The sequence below is a fragment of the Helicobacter pylori genome (assembly GCF_014496485.1).
Classification (GTDB): domain Bacteria; phylum Campylobacterota; class Campylobacteria; order Campylobacterales; family Helicobacteraceae; genus Helicobacter; species Helicobacter pylori_DD.
Window position 1 is genome coordinate 98,913 of record NZ_JACTAX010000003.1, and the last position, 18,028, is coordinate 116,940.

14 protein-coding genes and 1 other RNA gene are annotated in these 18,028 nt (G+C 39.9%); 9 read left to right on the forward strand and 6 right to left on the reverse strand.

The genetic code is table 11. The annotated features are described in order from the left end of the window. Nucleotides 1–3: 3 nt before the first annotated feature. Nucleotides 4–1,236, reverse strand: a complete 1,233-nt coding sequence (locus IC572_RS02560) for an ABC transporter permease (protein ID WP_187854966.1) — start codon at nt 1,234–1,236, stop codon at nt 4–6. Next, nucleotides 1,226–3,823 carry a preprotein translocase subunit SecA gene (gene secA / locus IC572_RS02565; RefSeq protein ID WP_187854967.1) on the reverse strand — a complete coding sequence of 866 codons (2,598 nt, stop codon included), beginning with the start codon at nt 3,821–3,823 and terminating at the stop codon, nt 1,226–1,228. Before secA ends, IC572_RS02560 begins: the two co-directional genes overlap by 11 nt. Nucleotides 3,824–3,968: 145 nt before the next feature. Between secA and lolA the strand changes: the two genes are divergently transcribed. From lolA to IC572_RS02580, 3 genes are all read left to right on the forward strand, one after another. Next, complete coding sequence (lolA, locus tag IC572_RS02570) at nt 3,969–4,523, forward strand: LolA-like outer membrane lipoprotein chaperone (protein WP_187854968.1); 555 nt, start codon at nt 3,969–3,971, stop codon at nt 4,521–4,523. Nucleotides 4,524–4,578: 55 nt separating this feature from the next. Beyond that, nucleotides 4,579–4,964, forward strand: a transfer-messenger RNA (tmRNA) gene (ssrA, locus tag IC572_RS02575). Between the two features lie 46 nt (nt 4,965–5,010). Then, nucleotides 5,011–5,538: a hypothetical protein gene (locus tag IC572_RS02580; protein WP_079295514.1), complete on the forward strand. Its 528-nt coding sequence runs from the start codon at nt 5,011–5,013 to the stop codon at nt 5,536–5,538. Between the two features lie 6 nt (nt 5,539–5,544). On the opposite strand, the gene hofE is transcribed toward IC572_RS02580, so the two are convergent. From hofE to acnB, 4 genes are all read right to left on the reverse strand, one after another. Continuing rightward, nucleotides 5,545–6,912, reverse strand: coding sequence for an outer membrane beta-barrel protein HofE (gene hofE / locus IC572_RS02585; protein ID WP_187854969.1), 1,368 nt, complete (start codon nt 6,910–6,912; stop codon nt 5,545–5,547). Nucleotides 6,913–7,004: 92 nt separating this feature from the next. Further along, nucleotides 7,005–8,294 (reverse strand): IS701 family transposase, encoded by a 1,290-nt coding sequence (locus IC572_RS02590; protein WP_187854970.1) that lies wholly within the window; start codon nt 8,292–8,294, stop codon nt 7,005–7,007. Between the two features lie 260 nt (nt 8,295–8,554). Then, the gene (locus tag IC572_RS02595) at nt 8,555–8,821 is read right to left on the reverse strand and encodes a hypothetical protein (RefSeq protein WP_000725285.1); all 267 of its coding nucleotides are present in this window, start codon (nt 8,819–8,821) and stop codon (nt 8,555–8,557) included. A gap of 81 nt (nt 8,822–8,902) precedes the next feature. Next, nucleotides 8,903–11,461, reverse strand: coding sequence for a bifunctional aconitate hydratase 2/2-methylisocitrate dehydratase (acnB, locus tag IC572_RS02600; protein WP_187854971.1), 2,559 nt, complete (start codon nt 11,459–11,461; stop codon nt 8,903–8,905). Between the two features lie 130 nt (nt 11,462–11,591). On the opposite strand from acnB, the gene IC572_RS02605 reads away from it, so the two are divergent. The 6 genes from IC572_RS02605 (at nt 11,592) to fabX (ending at nt 18,024) form a co-directional block, all read left to right on the forward strand. After that, nucleotides 11,592–12,275 carry an MqnA/MqnD/SBP family protein gene (locus tag IC572_RS02605; protein WP_187854972.1) on the forward strand — a complete coding sequence of 228 codons (684 nt, stop codon included), beginning with the start codon at nt 11,592–11,594 and terminating at the stop codon, nt 12,273–12,275. Between the two features lie 108 nt (nt 12,276–12,383). Next, complete coding sequence (pyrH, locus tag IC572_RS02610) at nt 12,384–13,106, forward strand: UMP kinase (protein WP_001148056.1); 723 nt, start codon at nt 12,384–12,386, stop codon at nt 13,104–13,106. Between the two features lie 41 nt (nt 13,107–13,147). Continuing rightward, nucleotides 13,148–13,372, forward strand: a complete 225-nt coding sequence (locus IC572_RS02615) for a DNA-directed RNA polymerase subunit omega (RefSeq protein ID WP_000712202.1) — start codon at nt 13,148–13,150, stop codon at nt 13,370–13,372. After that, nucleotides 13,359–15,689 carry a RelA/SpoT family protein gene (locus IC572_RS02620; protein WP_187854973.1) on the forward strand — a complete coding sequence of 777 codons (2,331 nt, stop codon included), beginning with the start codon at nt 13,359–13,361 and terminating at the stop codon, nt 15,687–15,689. The genes IC572_RS02615 and IC572_RS02620 overlap by 14 nt, the downstream gene beginning before the upstream one ends. 19 nt (nt 15,690–15,708) lie before the next feature. Continuing rightward, on the forward strand, nt 15,709–16,917 hold the full coding sequence (gene tyrS, locus IC572_RS02625) for a tyrosine--tRNA ligase (RefSeq protein WP_187854974.1): 1,209 nt from the start codon (nt 15,709–15,711) through the stop codon (nt 16,915–16,917). Between the two features lie 15 nt (nt 16,918–16,932). Continuing rightward, entirely contained in the window at nt 16,933–18,024 is a 1,092-nt protein-coding gene (fabX, locus tag IC572_RS02630; protein ID WP_000255243.1) for a decanoate oxidase/trans-2-decenoyl-[acyl-carrier protein] isomerase FabX, read from the forward strand. Nucleotides 18,025–18,028 lie beyond the last annotated feature (4 nt).

An 18,028-nucleotide genomic window follows, 5' to 3' on the forward strand; every position in this document is an offset into this window, starting at 1 on the left:
AATTTATTCATTCCTTAATACGCTTAAAGCGTCAATAGTAGAAGCTTTTTTAGACGGGTAATAAGAAGAAAGGGCTACGATAATCACAGAGCCTATTAGAGTGAGCGTAAAATCCATTAAAGACAAATCTAAAGGCAAGGTGTTAATACCATAGACATCCGCCGGGAGCGAGATGATAGGGAACACGCTTAAAAGATACATGCTTAAAAACGCTAAAACCACCCCAAGAATCACACCGCCCAAACCAATGATATTACCCAAATAAAAAAAGGTTTTTTGAATCTCTTTTTGACTGCTCCCCATGCTAAAGAGTAGGGCGATTTCTTTACGTCTGTTCATCACCACCATTAAAAGCGAGCTGATGATATTCAAAGACGCCATTAAAATAATGAGCATTAGCACAATAAATAACGCTCTTTTTTCTAATTCCATAGCCGAGAAAAAATTCCCGTTTTGTTGCCACCACCCTTCAATGCCTATGCCATGATGGTTGATGGTTTTTAAAGCGTTGCGTAAAATTTCAATATCCTTCATGGGCGTTTTAGAATAGACATGCACCCCATCATAAAGCCCTAAAGGTAACCTCCTGATCGCGCTTATGGCTTGAAGGCTAGTATACATGTAGCTCATGTCGTAAGATTTTAGCCCTGAATCAAAATCGCCTTTGATAGTAAAACGCTTCATGATAGGGGAGAGCGTGAGACCTGTTGGCTCTAATTCGGTGAAAAACAAATCGGCTTTTTGGTTGAGATCTAAATTCAAGCTGTATCTCAAGCTTTTCCCCACGATCAAATTAAAAGGGTTTTTAAAAAGATCGTTTGTATTGGTGTTTTTTAAAGCGTCGTTTAAAACTTCATTGATGCGCCTTTCTTTAGAAAAATCAACCCCAAACACCACGCCGCCATTCATGGAATGCGTGCTCTTGATTAGGCTTTGGGTTTGCAAATAGGGGCTAAAAAGCAAATTAGGGAACTTTTTTTCTAAAGCTTGAACCACTTCTTCGCTGATCCCATAAGGGCTTGTGGTATAGAGCGTTAAGGGGTAATTCATCACAAAAAGCTTTTTTTCAAATTCCTTACTCATGCCGTTCATGATCGCCATAGCCACAACTAAAACCATCACGCCAACCGCCACGCCAAAAAAGGCTAACAAAGCGGTGATGCTAATAAATGGCTGGCTTTTATCAAAACGCAAATAACGCTTGATAAGGAAAAAGATTAAGGATCTACTTGGCAAATAAGCCCTTTTTAGGCCCGCTTTTAGCGCAACAATCTTTATATTTCTTACCGCTTTGACAAGGGCAAGGCTCGTTTCTTTTAGGGGTTTTAGAAAAAGCTTTCATGGCCACATTCAAATCTTCATCTAAGGTTTCTTCATGGCGGTAAGTTACGCTCTCATGCTCTCTTTCTTCGCTAAAGTTATCCAAATAACGCTCCGCATCGCTAGAATCTTGCTCATTTTCAAACTGGATCTTAGAAAAGGTTTTGATCGCTTCTATTTTAATGTCTTCAATGAGTTCTAAGAAAAGGTTGTAACTCTCTTTTTTGTATTCTACAAGGGGGTCTTTTTGGTTATAGCCTCTCAAATTAATACCGGTTTTGAGATTATCCATCGTATAAAGGTGCTCTCGCCATGCGTTGTCTAAAATCTGCAAATACACGATGCGTTCAATCCGGCTTCTTTGTTCGCTATCCAAAACTTTCATTTTGTTTTCATAATCGCTTTTTAATTTTTCAGCCACAAATTTTTCAATAGGGGAGGCTTTTTTTAAATCTTCTAATGAAACATGAGCGTTAAAATCTTCTTTTAAGATGTTTTTAAGCCCTAAAAGTTCCTCTTCAGACAGGTTTTGATGGTCAAAGGCTTTGAGTTTAGAAAAGATTTGATTGAGCGCGTATTCTCTGTTTTCAGCGATTTTAGCGCTAATATCGTAATTGGCATCTAATAATTCATCTCTAAATTTATACACGCTTTTTCGTTGCTCATTAGCCACATCATCGTATTCTAACAAATGCTTACGGCTTTCAAAATGCAAGTTCTCCACTTTTTTTTGCGCGTTTTCCACCGCTCTTGTAACAAGCTTGGATTCAATGTGTTCGCCGTCTTTAAGCCCTAATTTTTCCATCACCCCCTTAATCCTATCGCTCCCAAAAATGCGTAACAGATTGTCTTCTAAACTCAAATAAAATTGGCTTGTTCCCGGATCGCCTTGGCGCCCGCTTCGCCCCCTTAATTGGTTGTCAATCCTACGGCTCTCATGCCTTTCAGTGCCAATGATATACAACCCCCCAAGCTCTTTAATCTCATCAGTGAGTTTAATATCAACGCCTCTGCCTGCCATGTTAGTCGCAATCGTAACCGCCCCTTTAAGCCCAGCGTCTTTGATGATTTCAGCTTCTTTGGTGTGCTGCTTGGCGTTTAAAACGGTGTGAGGGATGCGTTCTTTTTTGAGTAAAGTGTGCAGGGTTTCACTCTTTTCAATGCTGGCCGTGCCAACTAAAACGGGCTGACCTTTATCGTGCAATTCTTTAATTTTAAGGATCACAGCGTCAAATTTTTCTTTTTCACTCTTATAGATCAAATCGTTCAAATCTTTCCGCTTGATCGCTAGATTAGTAGGGATAGACACCACTTCCAAATTATAGATTTCTAAAAATTCTGTGGCTTCGGTTTGGGCCGTGCCTGTCATGCCTGAAAGTTTAGAAAACATCCTGAAATAATTTTGGAAAGTAATATCGGCTAAGGTTTGGCTCTCTTCTTTAATGCTCACGCCCTCTTTAGCCTCTAAAGCCTGATGCAGGCCCTCACTAAAGCGCCTCCCCTCAGACAAGCGGCCGGTAAATTCATCTACAATCACCACTTCATTATTGGCTACAATATAATCTTTATCAATAAAAAAGAGGTAATTCGCTTTCAAAGCTTGGTCTAAATGGTGCGATAAGGCGGCGTTTTCAATCTTGTATAAATTATCCACGCCAAAGAGGTTTTCGGCTTTTTTAATCCCCTCTTCAGTGATTAAAATCGCGCGGTTTTTTTCATCTATGGTGAAATCGGTTTCCACTTGCATGCTTTTAGCGACTTCATCAGCCTTGTTGTAATTTTCCATGCGCCTATCCACAGGCCCTGAAATGATTAAAGGGGTTCTCGCTTCATCAATTAAAATGGAATCCACCTCATCAACAATGGCGAACGCATGCGATTTTTGCACTTTATGTTCTAAAGAATATTTCATGTTATCCCTTAGATAATCAAAGCCAAATTCATTATTAGTGCCATAAACAATGTCTTTAGAATAAATTTCTAAGCGCTCATCATCATCGCGCACGCTTGCAGTGATCGTGCCTACGCTATAACCTAAGAAATGATACAACGGCTCCATTTCTTTAGAATCCCTATGCGCTAGGTAATCATTGACCGTTACCACATACACGCTCTCGCCCTTTAAAGCGTTCAAAGCCACCGCTAAAGTAGCGACTAAAGTCTTGCCCTCGCCGGTTTTCATTTCAGCGATTTTGCCATCGTTTAAGACCATGCCCCCAATGAGTTGCACATCAAAATGGCGCATCTTTAAGATCCTTTTACTCGCTTCTCTAGTGATAGCAAAACTTTCAGGTAGGACTTCTAAAAGGGTTTTTTCTTGCAAATCTTTTTCTGTGGATCGCACGCGTTTTTTTAATTCTTCAAAAGCGTTTTGTAATTCAACATCGCTCATTTTTTCATAAGCAGGCTCTAAGGCGTTGATGGCTAGGACTTGTTTTTTGTATTGTTTGATCCAGCGATCGTTTCTGGTGCCAATGATTTTTCCAATGATTGCTTTTATCATAGTAGTAATAACCTTATTAAAAGTGCTTCAATATTTTAATATAATAAAGCGTTAGTTTTTAATCCCATTTTAGCATGGATAAAATAAAAGTCTTGTAAAATAAAGGGTTTTATTAAAGATGAGAGATTGTTTTAAGGTTTGAATAATGAAAGCTTTTTTAAAGATTGTAATGGTTTTAATTTTTATAAGCGTCGCTCATGCTAAAAATCCTTCAACGCTTTCTAAAGAAGAAGAGGTTTTGCAGCATTTGCAAAGTTTTAGCGCGCATTTCAAGCAGGTTTTAAAAAATGAAAAGCCTTTAGTTTATTACGGGGTTTTAAAGGCTAAAGCCCCTAATTGGGCTTTATGGGTTTATGAAAAGCCTTTAAAAAAAGAAATTTACATGAACGATAAAGAAGTGGTAATTTATGAGCCTAATTTGTTTCAAGCGACCATCACACCCTTAAAAGACAAGACGGATTTTTTCACCATTCTCAAGCGCTTGAAAAAGCAAGATGACGGATCGTTTAAAACGACTATCAACAAAACCACTTATCGTTTGGTTTTTAAAGACGGCAAGCCTTTTTCGCTGGAATTTAAAGATGGAATGAACAATCTTGTAACGATCACTTTTTCTCAAGCAGAAATCAACCCCACCATTGCTGATGAAATCTTTGTTTTTAAGCCTAAAGATGAAAATATTGATATTGTGCGCCAATGATTTTTAGCCGCTCATTAATAAAAGTTAGTTACAATAACCAAGCTTTTAAAATCATGGGGCTGACTTGGATTTCGACAGATTTCTTGTCGCGCAGATAGCATGCCAAGCGCTGCTTGTAAAACAGCAACAAAAATAACTGTAAACAACGCAGATTACGCTCCAGCTTACGCTAAAGCTGCGTGAGTTAATCTCCTTTTGGAGCTGGACTGATTAGAATTTCTAGCGTTTTAATCGCTCCATAACCTTAAGCTAGACGCTTTTAAAAGGTGGTTCGCCTTTTAAACTAAGAAACAAGAACTCTTGAAACTACCTCAAGGTTTTAGAAAGTTGGACCAGAGCTAGTTTTAAGGCTAAAAAACTAACCAATTTTCTAAGCATTGTAGAAGTTTGTGTTTAGGACAAGATTTTTGGACTGGGGTTCGATTCCCCACAGCTCCACCATATTATTAAAAAAGTATCATTTTTATAGCGTATTTAAGGAAGGTAAATGCAGAAGTTTTTCTCTCGTTTTAGAAGGTGGGCATTGCCCTTTTATTTTGTGAGCGCTTTAGCAGCGATTGATATTGATGAAGTGACAGAAGCTCAAGCTAACAGCGTGAAATTAAGCGATCAGTTAGTGAGCCTGAGCGATAAGCTTTTAGAAAAAGCGGTGGATAGGGGGCGAAATACCGATCACTTAAAAGATCTTAGCGATTTGCATGAAAAAATCAAACATTTGCGCTTGATTTTAGAGCCTAAGCCTAAGGACAAAGAAAATAATCCTAACTTAAAAGATCATCAAGGCTCTGAAACGATTGAAATCGGCGAAGCGGTTAAGAAGGCTTTAGGCGAGCCGGTATTCCCCCAAGACGCGCTAGATGCCGCTTTGCAAATTGACAAACAGTTGGATTCTTTCAAGCAAGACAATTTGATTAATGTTAAGCCCTTAAAAGATGTTTTAGCCCAGCTGGAAGCCGAGTTGAGAAAAGCCATTGATTTCCAAAAACAATGGCTCAATTCTACCAAACCTAATTGATAGGGTTTAAAAAAAGAATTTCACGCTAACCATAAGGTTACTCCTGTCTTGTGTATTCGCCTTAAAGGCTTTATCAAAAGGGCTAGTGAGATCATTAACCTTATAGCCAGTGTGCATGCTCACCGCATAGTATTGTAAATTCACATCAACGCTAAAAAAAGAATTCCATTTATAACCCAAGTTCAAGTTAATGGATCTTTCGCTCGCTCTAGTGGCGTAAGTGTATCTGCCTAAAATCCCCCATAAAAACCCTCTATACACCCCCCCACCAAAGACATATCCGCTAACAGAGTCTGCGGTAACAGCGTTACTAAAAACCAAACCATAAATGCTGTTACTTCTTATATCAAAAGGGATCGGGTTACCATACCAGCCAATCCTTGCGTTAGCGTTGCCAAAATTTTGGTAATAACCAAAGCCAAAGTTAAATTCGTTGTAGTCAAAGCGTTGGTGGATTAAAAGCGATGCGCCCCATTCGCCAATCTTAGAGTTACGCCAATACACATCGTATAAATCTTTAGCATAAACGGGGAAAATCACATTGATAAGGGTTTGAGATCGCAACCCTAAACCTCTAAATTTCGGGTTGTTATCAATATGGATTTTAATCCCGGGCGCTTCGTAAGTTTTAGGTGAAAAATAAAAAAAGGGCGTGGCTTGAACATGTTTGCTAGAAAAATAGAGTTGCACCGCATGGATGCCATAATCAACATCTTTTCTGCCATCTTCAGTTACAATAGGGGCATACCAATCTCGTATCCATTGCCCCGCGGCTAAAGCCCTCCCAAAAGAGCTGAACCATTTTAACGCTATTTTAGAGTTGATTTTATAATCCAGTTCAAAGCCTTGCGTATAACCGCTCATAAAATCCATATTAGAAAGGTAACGCCCTAGCTTTAGGTGGAATTTATCGCCATAAGAATAAAACAAATAGGAATTATACAGCACATAATTACGAGTGTGAGCGTCAGATTCTATGCGGGAGTCTTTCCAAGGAGCGTTACCTAAATACCCCCACCAACGCCCTATGAAGTAAAAAAGTTCTGAGCCATAGACTTGATGCGTAGCTTGGTCTATGAGCGTTTTGGTAGAATCGTAAGCGAGCGCTCCTAAAATCCCGCCAACGCCTATTTTTAAGCTGTGTTTTTCAATGTTTTTAGGGAGCAGATTGGAATCCACTTGAAGCTTGATCGTGGCGGTTACAAAAGTGGCTGTAGGGAAAATCCCTTCTTTGGAATTGAGTTTGGAATGGTTAAACCCCACTTTAGAAAAGGATTCCGCTACCCCGCTAAACTTATAATCAAAAGCCAATAAAGGGCTTTGATTGTAAAGAATGGAAACAAACAATAGAGATAATTTTTGAAATTTTAACACAGAATAACCTTTGTTTAATTTTCGCTCGTATCATATTCCAATTTTATTAAAAACCCATTAAAAATAAAAGTATTCAAATAATTATCTCAATATCATTCTTTTTTTGTTTCGCTTTCATTTTGTATCGGCTCAAAAGAATACCCTAAAGCCTGATAAATTTGATTGTGGTAACGGACTTGATTGTCTTCTAAACTTTCTTGAAAAGACTTTTTAAAATGCGGATCTAGCGTGTTTAAAAACACCTCTAGCCCTATCGCGCTGGAATAATTCACCCAATCATGCCTTAAATCACTCTCTAATAAGGAAGCGTATTCTATCAGCGTTTCATCGCTATTTTGCAAGGCATTGACAATGAATAAATTCTTTCTGTCTTTAGGCTGGGTGAGTAAGAGTAAAGAGGGGTTGAAATTGATTTGTGTAGAAAGGATTTTAAAGGGCTTATATTCTAAAAGCCCTATTTGAGAAAGAATAAGACCGCTTTTAGTGGTAGGGGTGTTTAAAATCAAAATAGAATTTTTAAAAAACGCATCGTTTTTTCTAAAATTTTTAGAAAAACTCGTGGCTTGCTTGTAAGAAATGTTTTCTTGGTGTTTGACTTCAACGTTTAAAGACTCCGTGATTTGCCTCAAGCGTTCGCCTATCAGGCCATCGTCATCGTATTCAATCACGGGCGAATTAGGGTTAATGAAAGTTGTGAGCATGCCTAATTGCTCTTTATAATCAATCCCCCCAAAATACAAGCGCTCGCTCAAAGAAGGCTCGGTATGATTTTCTAATTGCGTTTTATTCACCGTAGGCACATAAGTAGGGGTGCTAATCGTCGTGTTTTGGAGCAAATTTTCCACGCCCTCTTTAGTCAATAAAGCGATGATAAAAGGGAATTTTTCTTTTTCAATTTCTTTATAGGTTTGCTCTAATTTTTCAGGGCTTTCTTCATCGCTGTCAAAGACTTGGATATTGAAATCGTTGTTTCTGGTGTTCAAATACGCTAAAAGGGTGTTCATCACCGAAATGGCATAACGCCCAACGACTTTTTTAGGCAGTAAAATCGCTAATTCAATCTTAGGCTCATAGCTTTCTTTGGTTGGGGTTTGAGAAGCGATGAATGCAGGGTTGAGTTTGTTTAAAATGTCCTTGTAATAAGTTTTAAGGCTCTCATCATGGTTATTGTCATCGTATTGAGAAACAAAAGAAAAGATTTGATTTTGCAGCATCAAGTCTTTCAAGCACTCCAAAGAGCAAGGCTCTGTCTTAATGATTTGCTGGTGCGCTGGGGGCAAAGGGGAAAACAGATAGCTTTTAGCGTTCAAGCTTATCGCACAAAAAGTGGAAACAATCAGCGCAAAGCGTTTGAAAAATCTTTTTCTTAAGGCGTATGGCATTTTTTAATATCTTTAAACTGAATTTCCTAAAATTTTATTATAGAATATTTAACCCTAAAAGGGGACTGATTTTACCCCTACAATCTAACAAGAGGATTTTTTTAAGGCGTGTGGGATCAAACGCACTTTTAAACACTCAAACCCTATAAAATCCCCATTACAAGGATACAGAGCGAGAAACAAACCCCCCAACTTTAATTTTTCAACCATTAAGGGATTGCATCATTGAATGGCGCATGCTCTCATGCTTTGATGATCCCCTAGCGCCAATTATAGATATAAGGCCTTAAGCTAATGCAATAATCTCTAGTGCTTAATATATCCTTACGCATGTCCCCTAATTGTCCAGACAACACTTCTTGCACTTTTCTTAAATTGTTGATCTCAGTGTTTTGCGCGCTGATGACTTTTTTTAAATCCCTTATTTCTTTAATCAAATCCGCATTACTGATCGCTTTATTGGCTTGTTCTGGATCCGCACTCAAAAAAGCCAACGCTGCACACCAACTCACAACGATTTTTTTCATCGCCACTCTCCTTTTTTATCCTCTCTCAACACTCAGCCATAGCCAAACAAAAGGGATCATTCCCTTTTAATGGAAACAAAACTAGAGTCTGAAATTCTCCATTAAGTTAAAGTTCATGTAGCGATAGATCTTGTCTTTTTGGCTCTCTAGCTTTTCGCTCACTAAATTCATGTATTCTTCTTTAGTGGGGATTCTCCCTAGTAAAGCGCACGCCGCCCCAAGCTCCGCGCTGCCTAAATACACTTTAGCCCCTCTACCCATGCGATTATCAAAATTGCGCGTGGAAGTGGAAAAGACGACCGCATTATCCCTAACCCTCGCTTGATTGCCCATGCACAAGCTACAGCCTGGGACTTCAGTCCTTGCCCCGGCAGCCCCAAAAATCGCATAATAGCCCTCATTAATCAGCTCTTGTTCGTCCATTTTACTGGGTGGCACTACCCAAAGGCGTGCTTGACTGGGGGGGGCGTTTTTAACGATTTCGCCAAAGGCTCTAAAATGCCCGATATTCGTCATGCAAGAGCCAATAAACACTTCATCAATAGCGTGGGGTCTTTTGCCGGTCGTATCCGCTAAAACTTCGCTCAAAGTAGCGACATCATCAGGGTCATTAGGGCAAGCCAAAATAGGCTCAGTGATTTCTGCCACATCAATTTCAATGACAGCGGCGTATTGAGCGTTACTATCTGGCTCTAACAATACCGGATTATCCACCCAAGCTTGCATCGCATCTCTGCGTTTTTTCAAAGTCTCTTTGTCTTCATAACCGCTTGCAATCATCTCATCAATGAGCTTGATATTGGATTTCAAGTATTCAATCATCGGCTCTTTATTCAAACGCACCACGCAAGCGGCCGCACTCCTTTCTGCGCTCGCATCGCTTAGTTCAAAAGCCTGCTCCATTTTAATATCAGGCAAGCCTTCAATCTCTAAAATACGCCCGTTAAAGACATTGATTTTACCCTTTTTCTCCACCGTGAGTAACCCTTTTTTAATGGCATAATAAGGGATCGCATTCACTAAATCCCTTAAGGTGATCCCAGGATTCATTTCCCCTTTAAAACGCACTAACACGGATTCTGGCATGTTCAATGGCATCGTGCCTGTAACGGCTGCAAAAGCGACTAGCCCGCTCCCTGCCGGGAAACTAATGCCTAAAGGGAAACGGGTGTGGCTATCCCCCCCTGTGCCTAAAGTGTCAGGCAATCCCATGCGATTCAGCCATGTATGGATCACGCCATCGCCCGGATGCAACGCCACACCACCTCTTTGAGTGATGAAGCTAGGCAAGCTCGCATGCAAACTCACATCGCTAGGTTTTGGGTAAGCAGCGGTATGGCAAAAACTTTGCAACACAAAAGGCGCATCAAATTTCAAACTCGCTAATTCTTTAACCTCATCTCTAGTCATCGCCCCTGTGGTGTCTTGACTGCCCACGGTGGTAACCTTTGGCTCACAATAAGCACCAGGTAAGATCCCTTTCACCCCACAAGCATGCCCTACAATTTTTTGGGCTAAAGTGTAGCCTTTGGCGTCGCTTTTAGGAGCGGATGGTTTTTTGAACGCTTCCGATTCGCCTAGCCCCAAGAATTTACGCGCCTTATTAGTCAAACCCCTACCGATGATTAAAGGGATACGCCCAGAAGCCCTAACTTCATCTAACAAAGTTTCAGGCTCTAATTTAAAGGTGCTAACCACCTTATCGTTCAGCGTGATTTCGCCTTTATAAGGATAGATTTTAATCAAATCGCCCTCTTTTAAATCCTTAACGTCAGCCACAATGGGTAACGCCCCGCTATCTTCACAAGTCGCAAAGAAAATCGGAGCGATCACCCCTCCAATCACAATGCCCCCACTCCTTTTATTAGGCACAAAAGGAATGTCCTTACCAAAATGCCACATGATAGAGTTTGTCGCGCTTTTTCTAGAGCTTCCTGTGCCAACCACATCGCCCACATACGCTACAGGAACGCCTTTAGTTTTAATGGCTTTTATGCGTTGTTCGTAATTTTCAATCCGGTTTTTTAGCATGGCTTTGGCGTGTAAAGGAATATCGCTTCGTGTGAAAGCATCGCTCGCTGGGCTTAAATCATCGGTATTGGTTTCGCCATCAATCTTAAACACGCACGCTTCAATGCATTCATTCAAAGGCTCTTTATTCAAAAACCATTCGGCGTTCGCCCAAGACTCTAACACTTCTTTAGCCAGAGCGTTAGTTTTGCTCATTGCCGCAATTTTATCAAACGATCCATAGACTAAAAGGGTGGTTTTTAGAGCTTTCGCGCTCTCTTTAGCGATGTTTATATCTTGACTTTCTAATCCCATAATCAAAGGCTCTACATTATACCCCCCAAGCATCGTGCCTAAAAGAGTGGTCGCTTCTAAAGCGCTAATGTGCGCACATTCTAGTTTTTTTTGAGACAATTGGGCTAAAAATTCCGCTTTCACTTTCGCCCCCTCATCAACCCCAGGGCTTACCCTGTGAATGAGTAATTCTTTAGCGAAAGCGGCGTTTGTGGGATCTTTCATTAAAATCTCAACGACGGCTTGAACTTGTTTAGCGCTTAAGGGGAGTGGTGGGATACCCTCACTTCCTCTTTCTGAAACGCTTTTTTTGTAATCTTCTAAAAAATCTTTCATCATTTCTCCTTTTTAAATAGCATTATTTGCTAATGCCCTAATCGTTTGCCCCATGATAACAAAACTCTTTTTACTTTTAGTTAAGTTGTAAGAAACTTTAGCTACCATGCGATACAAAAAAGGATTTTAAGTGCGTTTTGGTAAAATTGATTATTTGAACATGCTCCCTTTTGATGTGTTTATCAAATCCTACCCCACCCCTTGTTATTTCAAACAATTTTTACGGCTTAAAAAAACCTACCCCTCCAAACTCAATCAAAGTTTTTTATTCAGGCGCATTGATGCGGGGTTTATTTCTTCTATCGCCGGCTATTCATTCGCTCTTTATCCTTATTCTCTAGGCATTGTCGCTTATAAAGAAGTTTTAAGCGTGCTGGTTGTGGATGCAAAAAACGCTTTTGACAAAGAAAGCGCTTCTTCAAACGCTCTCTCTAAAGTGTTAGGGTTAAAAGGCGAAGTGTTAATCGGTAATAAAGCGCTGCAGTTTTATTATTCCAACCCTAAAAAAGATTTTATAGATTTAGCCGCTCTTTGGTATGAAAAAAAACGCTTGCCGTTTGTTTTTGGGCGTTTGTGTTACTATAAAAACAAGGATTTTTACAAGCGTTTGTCTTTAGCTTTCAAGCATCAAAAAACAAAAATCCCTTACTATATCCTTAAAGAAGCCGCTTTAAAAACCAACTTGAAACGCCAAGATATTTTAAACTACTTGCAAAAAATTTACTACACTTTAGGCAAAAAAGAACAACTAGGCCTTAAAGCGTTCTATCGTGAATTGTTATTCAAACGCATCCAAAAACCCAAGCGGTTTTAGCGATTCGCTGAGAATGTAGGCTTAAAATTCAGAAAGGATGTTTTTAAGCAAGATTAGGTTACAATCACAAGTTTTATTAAAATTTTATTAATTAATTAAGAAGGGATCATGCAAGCAAAAATAAAAAACAAACGGGTTTTGGTGAAATTTTCTGGGGAAGCGTTAGCTGGGGACAACCAGTTTGGGATTGACATCCATGTGTTAGATCACATCGCTAAAGAGATCAAAAGCTTAGTGGAAAACGATATTGAAGTGGGTATTGTGATTGGTGGAGGCAATATCATTAGGGGGGTTAGTGCGGCTCAAGGGGGGATTATCAGGCGCACTAGTGGGGATTATATGGGCATGTTAGCCACCGTGATTAATGCGGTAGCGATGCAAGAAGCTTTAGAACATATCGGTTTAGACACAAGAGTGCAGAGCGCCATTGAAATTAAAGAGATTTGTGAAAGTTATATTTACAGGAAAGCGATCAGGCATTTAGAAAAGGGTAGGGTGGTGATTTTTGGTGCTGGCACGGGAAACCCGTTTTTCACCACCGATACAGCCGCCACTTTAAGAGCGATTGAAATTGGATCGGATTTAATCATTAAAGCGACTAAAGTGGATGGCATTTATGATAAAGACCCTAACAAATTCAAAGACGCTAAAAAATTAGACACTTTAAGCTATAACGATGCCTTGATAGGGGATATTGAAGTGATGGACGATACCGCTATTTCTTTAGCTAAAGACAATAAGCTCCCCATTGTGGTGTGTAACATGTTTAAAAAAGGGAATTTATTGCAAGTGATCAAGCACCAACAAGGCGTGTTTTCTATGGTAAAATAAGCCCTTTAAAATTGGATAGAGCTCAAAATAAAAGGATCAGTTTGAAAAAAGAGAGAACAGAGAGTTTAGTCGCTCAAGCCTTAAAAAATATCGGAAACGACCGCTACATGCTAGATAATTTAGTTTTCGCTCGTGTGAAGCAATTAAACGCCGGAGCCAAAACTTTAGTGAATATGGACCCTAAGCGTCATAAATTAGTGGATATTGCCATTAGAGAAATCGCTGAAGGGAAAATTGATATAGACAGGATAGATGAACGAAATTGACAAATCCGTTGATATCGGATTCTTACGGATTCTTGATGTTATTAAAAAAGTTACGACCCCAAAGGGTGGCATTGAAATCTTAAGGACTTTAATTGATTTCACGCCCAAAATTGAAAACGCCCTAAATTTAGCGACCAAAAGCCATAAGGGGCAATACAGAAAGAGCGGCGAGCCTTATATCGTCCATCCTATTTGTGTGGCAAGCGTGGTGGCGTTTTGTGGGGGCGATGAAGCGATGGTGTGCGCTGCGCTTTTGCATGATGTGGTAGAAGACACGCCTTGTGAGATTGAAACGATTGAGCGAGAATTTGGGCAAGATGTGGCTAATTTAGTGGATGCGCTCACTAAAATCACTGAAATCAGGAAAGAAGAATTAGGAGTGAGCTCTCAAGATCCCAGAATGGTGGTTTCAGCGCTCACTTTTAGAAAGATCCTTATTAGCGCGATACAAGATCCAAGAGCCTTAGTGGTAAAAATTAGCGACAGGTTGCACAACATGCTCACCTTAGACGCCTTGCCTCATGACAAGCAGGTGCGTATTTCTAAAGAAACTCTAGCGGTGTATGCTCCCATAGCGAGCCGATTGGGCATGTCTTCAATCAAAAATGAATTAGAAGACAAGAGCTTTTATTATATTTATCCAGAAGAGTATAAAAATATCAAGGAATATTTGCACAAAAACAAGCAGTCTTTACTCTTAAAACTCAACGCTTTTGCGAGCAAGTTAGAAAAAAAGCTTTTTGACAGCGGGTTTAGCCATTCGGATTTCAAACTCGTTACAAGGGTGAAACGCCCCTATTCTATCTATCTTAAGATGCAACGGAAAGGTGCGGTTAATATTGATGAAATTTTAGACTTGTTAGCCATTAGGATTTTATTGAAAAACCCGATTGATTGTTATAAAGTTTTAGGGATCATCCATTTGAATTTCAAGCCCATTGTCTCTCGTTTTAAAGATTACATCGCTTTGCCCAAAGAAAATGGCTATAAGACGATACACACGACGATTTTTGATGAATCTTCTGTTTATGAAGTGCAGATCCGCACCTTTGATATGCACATGGGGGCGGAGTATGGTAATTCAGCCCACTGGAAGTATAAAGCCGGGGGCGTGGATAATGAAGAACATCATGAGGGCATGCGGTGGTTGCAAAATTTTAAATACCATGACAGCGATCTAAAAAACGACCCTAAGGAATTTTACGAACTCGCTAAGAACGATTTGTATCGTGAGGATATTGTCGTTTTTTCGCCTCATGGGGACACTTACACTTTACCGGTGGGGGCGATCGCTTTAGATTTCGCTTACATGGTGCATAGCGATTTGGGCGATAAGGCCACGGAAGCTTATATCAATAGTAAAAAAGCCTTACTCAATCAAGAATTAAGGAGTGGGGATGTGGTTAAAATCATTAAAGGCGATAAAGTAATACCTCGTTTCATTTGGATGGATCAGCTTAAAACTTCTAAGGCTAAAAACCATTTGCGCATCCAAAGAAGAAACCGCTTGAAAGAGATTGACACTAAGAGCATGATCAATATCTTAGCGACTTTTTTTGGGCGCTCTGTTTTTGAAGACATGGATTTGAAGGATTATAAAAACTTTGAAGAAAAATTAACAGATTGTGGGGTGGAGACCACCTTAACAGAAGCGATGAAAAGCTTTGAAAATTTGGCTAAACTCACTGAAGAGATTGAAAATAAGGTGTTTTCTTTAAAAGAAGACGCGATTTTAGAATACCAAGAGATGAGTTTATGGACTCGAGGTTTGAGGTATTTGGGTTTTAAAACCAATGTTTTGAATTTTTTAACCCCCAACCGGCAATGGCAATGTAAGGAATTGGAACATTTTAGCGTTTGTTCAAGCAACGCTTTAGAAATCAAACAGGTGTTATTGAATGATTGTTGTTACCCTAAATATGGCGATGAAATCATTGCGATCGTAACGGATTTGAAAGATCCAAAGGCGGTTGCACACCATAAATTTTGCAAAAAAGCGATAGCGGAAGTGGACGCTAAAGCGCCGATGGTTTATATAGAATGGCACAAGCGGGATCGAACGATTTATAAAATGATGTTTTATTTAGGCGAAAAAAAGTCGGTTTTAGCGAGTTTATTGACTTTTTTAAACAGGAATGAATGCAATATTGTGGGCGTGTCTTACTTAGGCTATAAAGACAAATATTCTAGCCATTGCGAAGTGAGTTTTGAAATAGCCACGGATAAGGCGGATTGGATGAGGGCTTTAATCAATCGCAAATATCAGGATAGGATTGTAGAATTATCCAGTCTAGATGACGCTTATGAGTTACAATAAGCCTAATTAAGGGATAAACATGGAACAAAAAATCAGTGTGGCCTTAAAAGAGATCAAAAGAGGCGCTAATGAAATCATTGGATTAGAATACATTGAAAAGCTGGTGAGAAAATATTATGAAACCAATGAACGCTTTATCGTTAAAGCCGGGTTTGATCCTACCGCTCCCGATTTGCATTTAGGGCATACGGTATTGATCCAAAAACTGGCTTTATTGCAGCAATATGGGGCTAGGGTTAAGTTTTTGATTGGGGATTTTACCGCTATGATAGGCGATCCTACAGGGAAAAATGAAACGAGGAAGCCCTTAAACCGGGAGCAAGTCTTAGAAAACGCTAAAACTTATGAAGAGCAAATCTATAAAATTTTAGATCAAAAACACACCGAAGTGTGCTTTAATTCCACTTGGTTGGATGCTTTAGGCGCAAAGGGCATGATAGAATTGTGCGCGAAGTTTTCAGTCGCTAGAATGCTAGAAAGGGACGATTTTGCTAAACGCTACAAAGAAAACCGCCCCATTAGCATCGTGGAATTTTTATACCCTTTGTTGCAAGGCTATGATTCAGTGGCGATGGATGCGGATATTGAGCTTGGGGGCAATGATCAAAAGTTTAATTTGCTGGTGGGGCGTTTTTTGCAACGAGCTTATGGCTTGAATAAAGAGCAATCTATCATCACCATGCCTTTATTAGAAGGGCTTGATGGGGTGCAAAAAATGAGTAAAAGCTTGGGGAATTATGTGGGGATCACTGAAGAGCCTAATGCGATGTTTGGGAAGATCATGAGCGTAAGCGATGATCTCATGTGGCGCTATTACACCCTTTTGAGCGCTAAGACTTTAGAAGAAATTGAAGACTTAAAACATGGTATTTTAAATCAGACCTTGCACCCTAAAGCCGTTAAAGAAGAACTCGCTGGTGAAATCGTGGCTCGTTATTATGATAATGAACAAGCTATCAAGGCTAAAGAGCAATTTTCTAAAGTGTTTAGCGCAAACCTTTTGCCTGAAATTTTATCAGAGAGCGATTTTGATGAAGGGGTTGGGATTTTAGACGTTTTAAAACAGATTGGCTTTTGCCCATCCACTTCACAAGCCAGGCGCGATATTCAAGGGGGAGGGGTAAAGATTAATCAAGAAGTGATAAAAGATGAGAGTTATCGTTTTGTTAAAGGAAATTATGTTATACAGCTTGGTAAGAAAAGATTTATGAAATTAAATATTAACTAATTTAAGGAAAGAGCTATGGTATCAACACTCAAACCGCTAAAAATCGGTAAGCACACCATAAAATTCCCTATTTTTCAAGGGGGCATGGGTGTGGGGATTAGCTGGGATGAACTAGCTGGAAATGTTGCCAAAGAAGGGGCTTTAGGAGTGATTTCAGCCGTAGGGACTGGTTATTATAAAAACATGCGTTTTGTAGAAAGGATTGTGGCTAAAAAACCCTTTGAAGCGTTGAATTTTTACTCCAAAAAAGCGTTGAATGAGATTTTTGCAAACGCTAGGAAGATTTGCGGGAACAACCCTTTAGGAGCGAATATTTTATACGCTATCAATGACTATGGCCGTGTTTTAAGGGATTCTTGTGAAGCAGGAGCGAACATCATTATTACAGGGGCTGGTTTGCCCACTAACATGCCTGAATTCGCTAAGGATTTTAGCGATGTGGCGCTCATCCCTATTATTTCTTCAGCGAAGGCTTTAAAAATCCTTTGTAAAAGATGGAGCGATCGCTATAAAAGAATCCCGGACGCGTTTATTGTGGAAGGGCCTTTGAGTGGGGGGCATCAGGGCTTTAAATACGAAGATTGTTTCAAAGAAGAATTCCGATTAGAAAATTTAGTGCCTAAAGTCGTGGAAGCTTCTAAGGAATGGGGGAATATCCCTATCATCGCCGCTGGGGGGATTTGGGATAGGAAGGATATAGACACCATGTTGAGTCTTGGAGCGAGTGGGGTGCAAATGGCGACTCGTTTTTTAGGCACGAAAGAATGCGACGCTAAAGCGTATGCCGATCTTTTGCCCACGCTCAAAAAAGAAGATATTTTACTCATTAAATCGCCTGTAGGCTATCCGGCTAGGGCTATTAATACGGGGGTGATCAAGCGCATTGAAGAGGGTAACGCGCCCAAAATCGCATGCGTGAGCAATTGTGTAGCGCCTTGCAACAGGGGTGAAGAGGCTAAAAAGGTGGGCTATTGTATCGCTGATGGTTTGGGGCGCAGTTATTTAGGGAACAGAGAAGAGGGGCTTTATTTTACCGGGGCTAATGGCTATAGAGTGGATAAGATTATTAGCGTGCATGAATTGATTAAAGAGCTTACAGAGGGTTAATTTG

Bases quoted from the DNA above. Each gene is read 5' to 3' on its own strand.
- IC572_RS02590 (WP_187854970.1), bottom strand. From the start codon at position 8,294: ATGCCATACGCCTTAAGAAAAAGATTTTTCAAACGCTTTGCGCTGATT.
- secA (WP_187854967.1), bottom strand. From the start codon at position 3,823: ATGATAAAAGCAATCATTGGAAAAATCATTGGCACCAGAAACGATCGC.
- IC572_RS02620 (WP_187854973.1), top strand. From the start codon at position 13,359: ATGAACGAAATTGACAAATCCGTTGATATCGGATTCTTACGGATTCTT.
- pyrH (WP_001148056.1), top strand. From the start codon at position 12,384: ATGCAAGCAAAAATAAAAAACAAACGGGTTTTGGTGAAATTTTCTGGG.
- IC572_RS02595 (WP_000725285.1), bottom strand. From the start codon at position 8,821: ATGAAAAAAATCGTTGTGAGTTGGTGTGCAGCGTTGGCTTTTTTGAGT.
- fabX (WP_000255243.1), top strand. From the start codon at position 16,933: ATGGTATCAACACTCAAACCGCTAAAAATCGGTAAGCACACCATAAAA.
- lolA (WP_187854968.1), top strand. From the start codon at position 3,969: ATGAAAGCTTTTTTAAAGATTGTAATGGTTTTAATTTTTATAAGCGTC.
- acnB (WP_187854971.1), bottom strand. From the start codon at position 11,461: ATGAAAGATTTTTTAGAAGATTACAAAAAAAGCGTTTCAGAAAGAGGA.
- IC572_RS02580 (WP_079295514.1), top strand. From the start codon at position 5,011: ATGCAGAAGTTTTTCTCTCGTTTTAGAAGGTGGGCATTGCCCTTTTAT.
- tyrS (WP_187854974.1), top strand. From the start codon at position 15,709: ATGGAACAAAAAATCAGTGTGGCCTTAAAAGAGATCAAAAGAGGCGCT.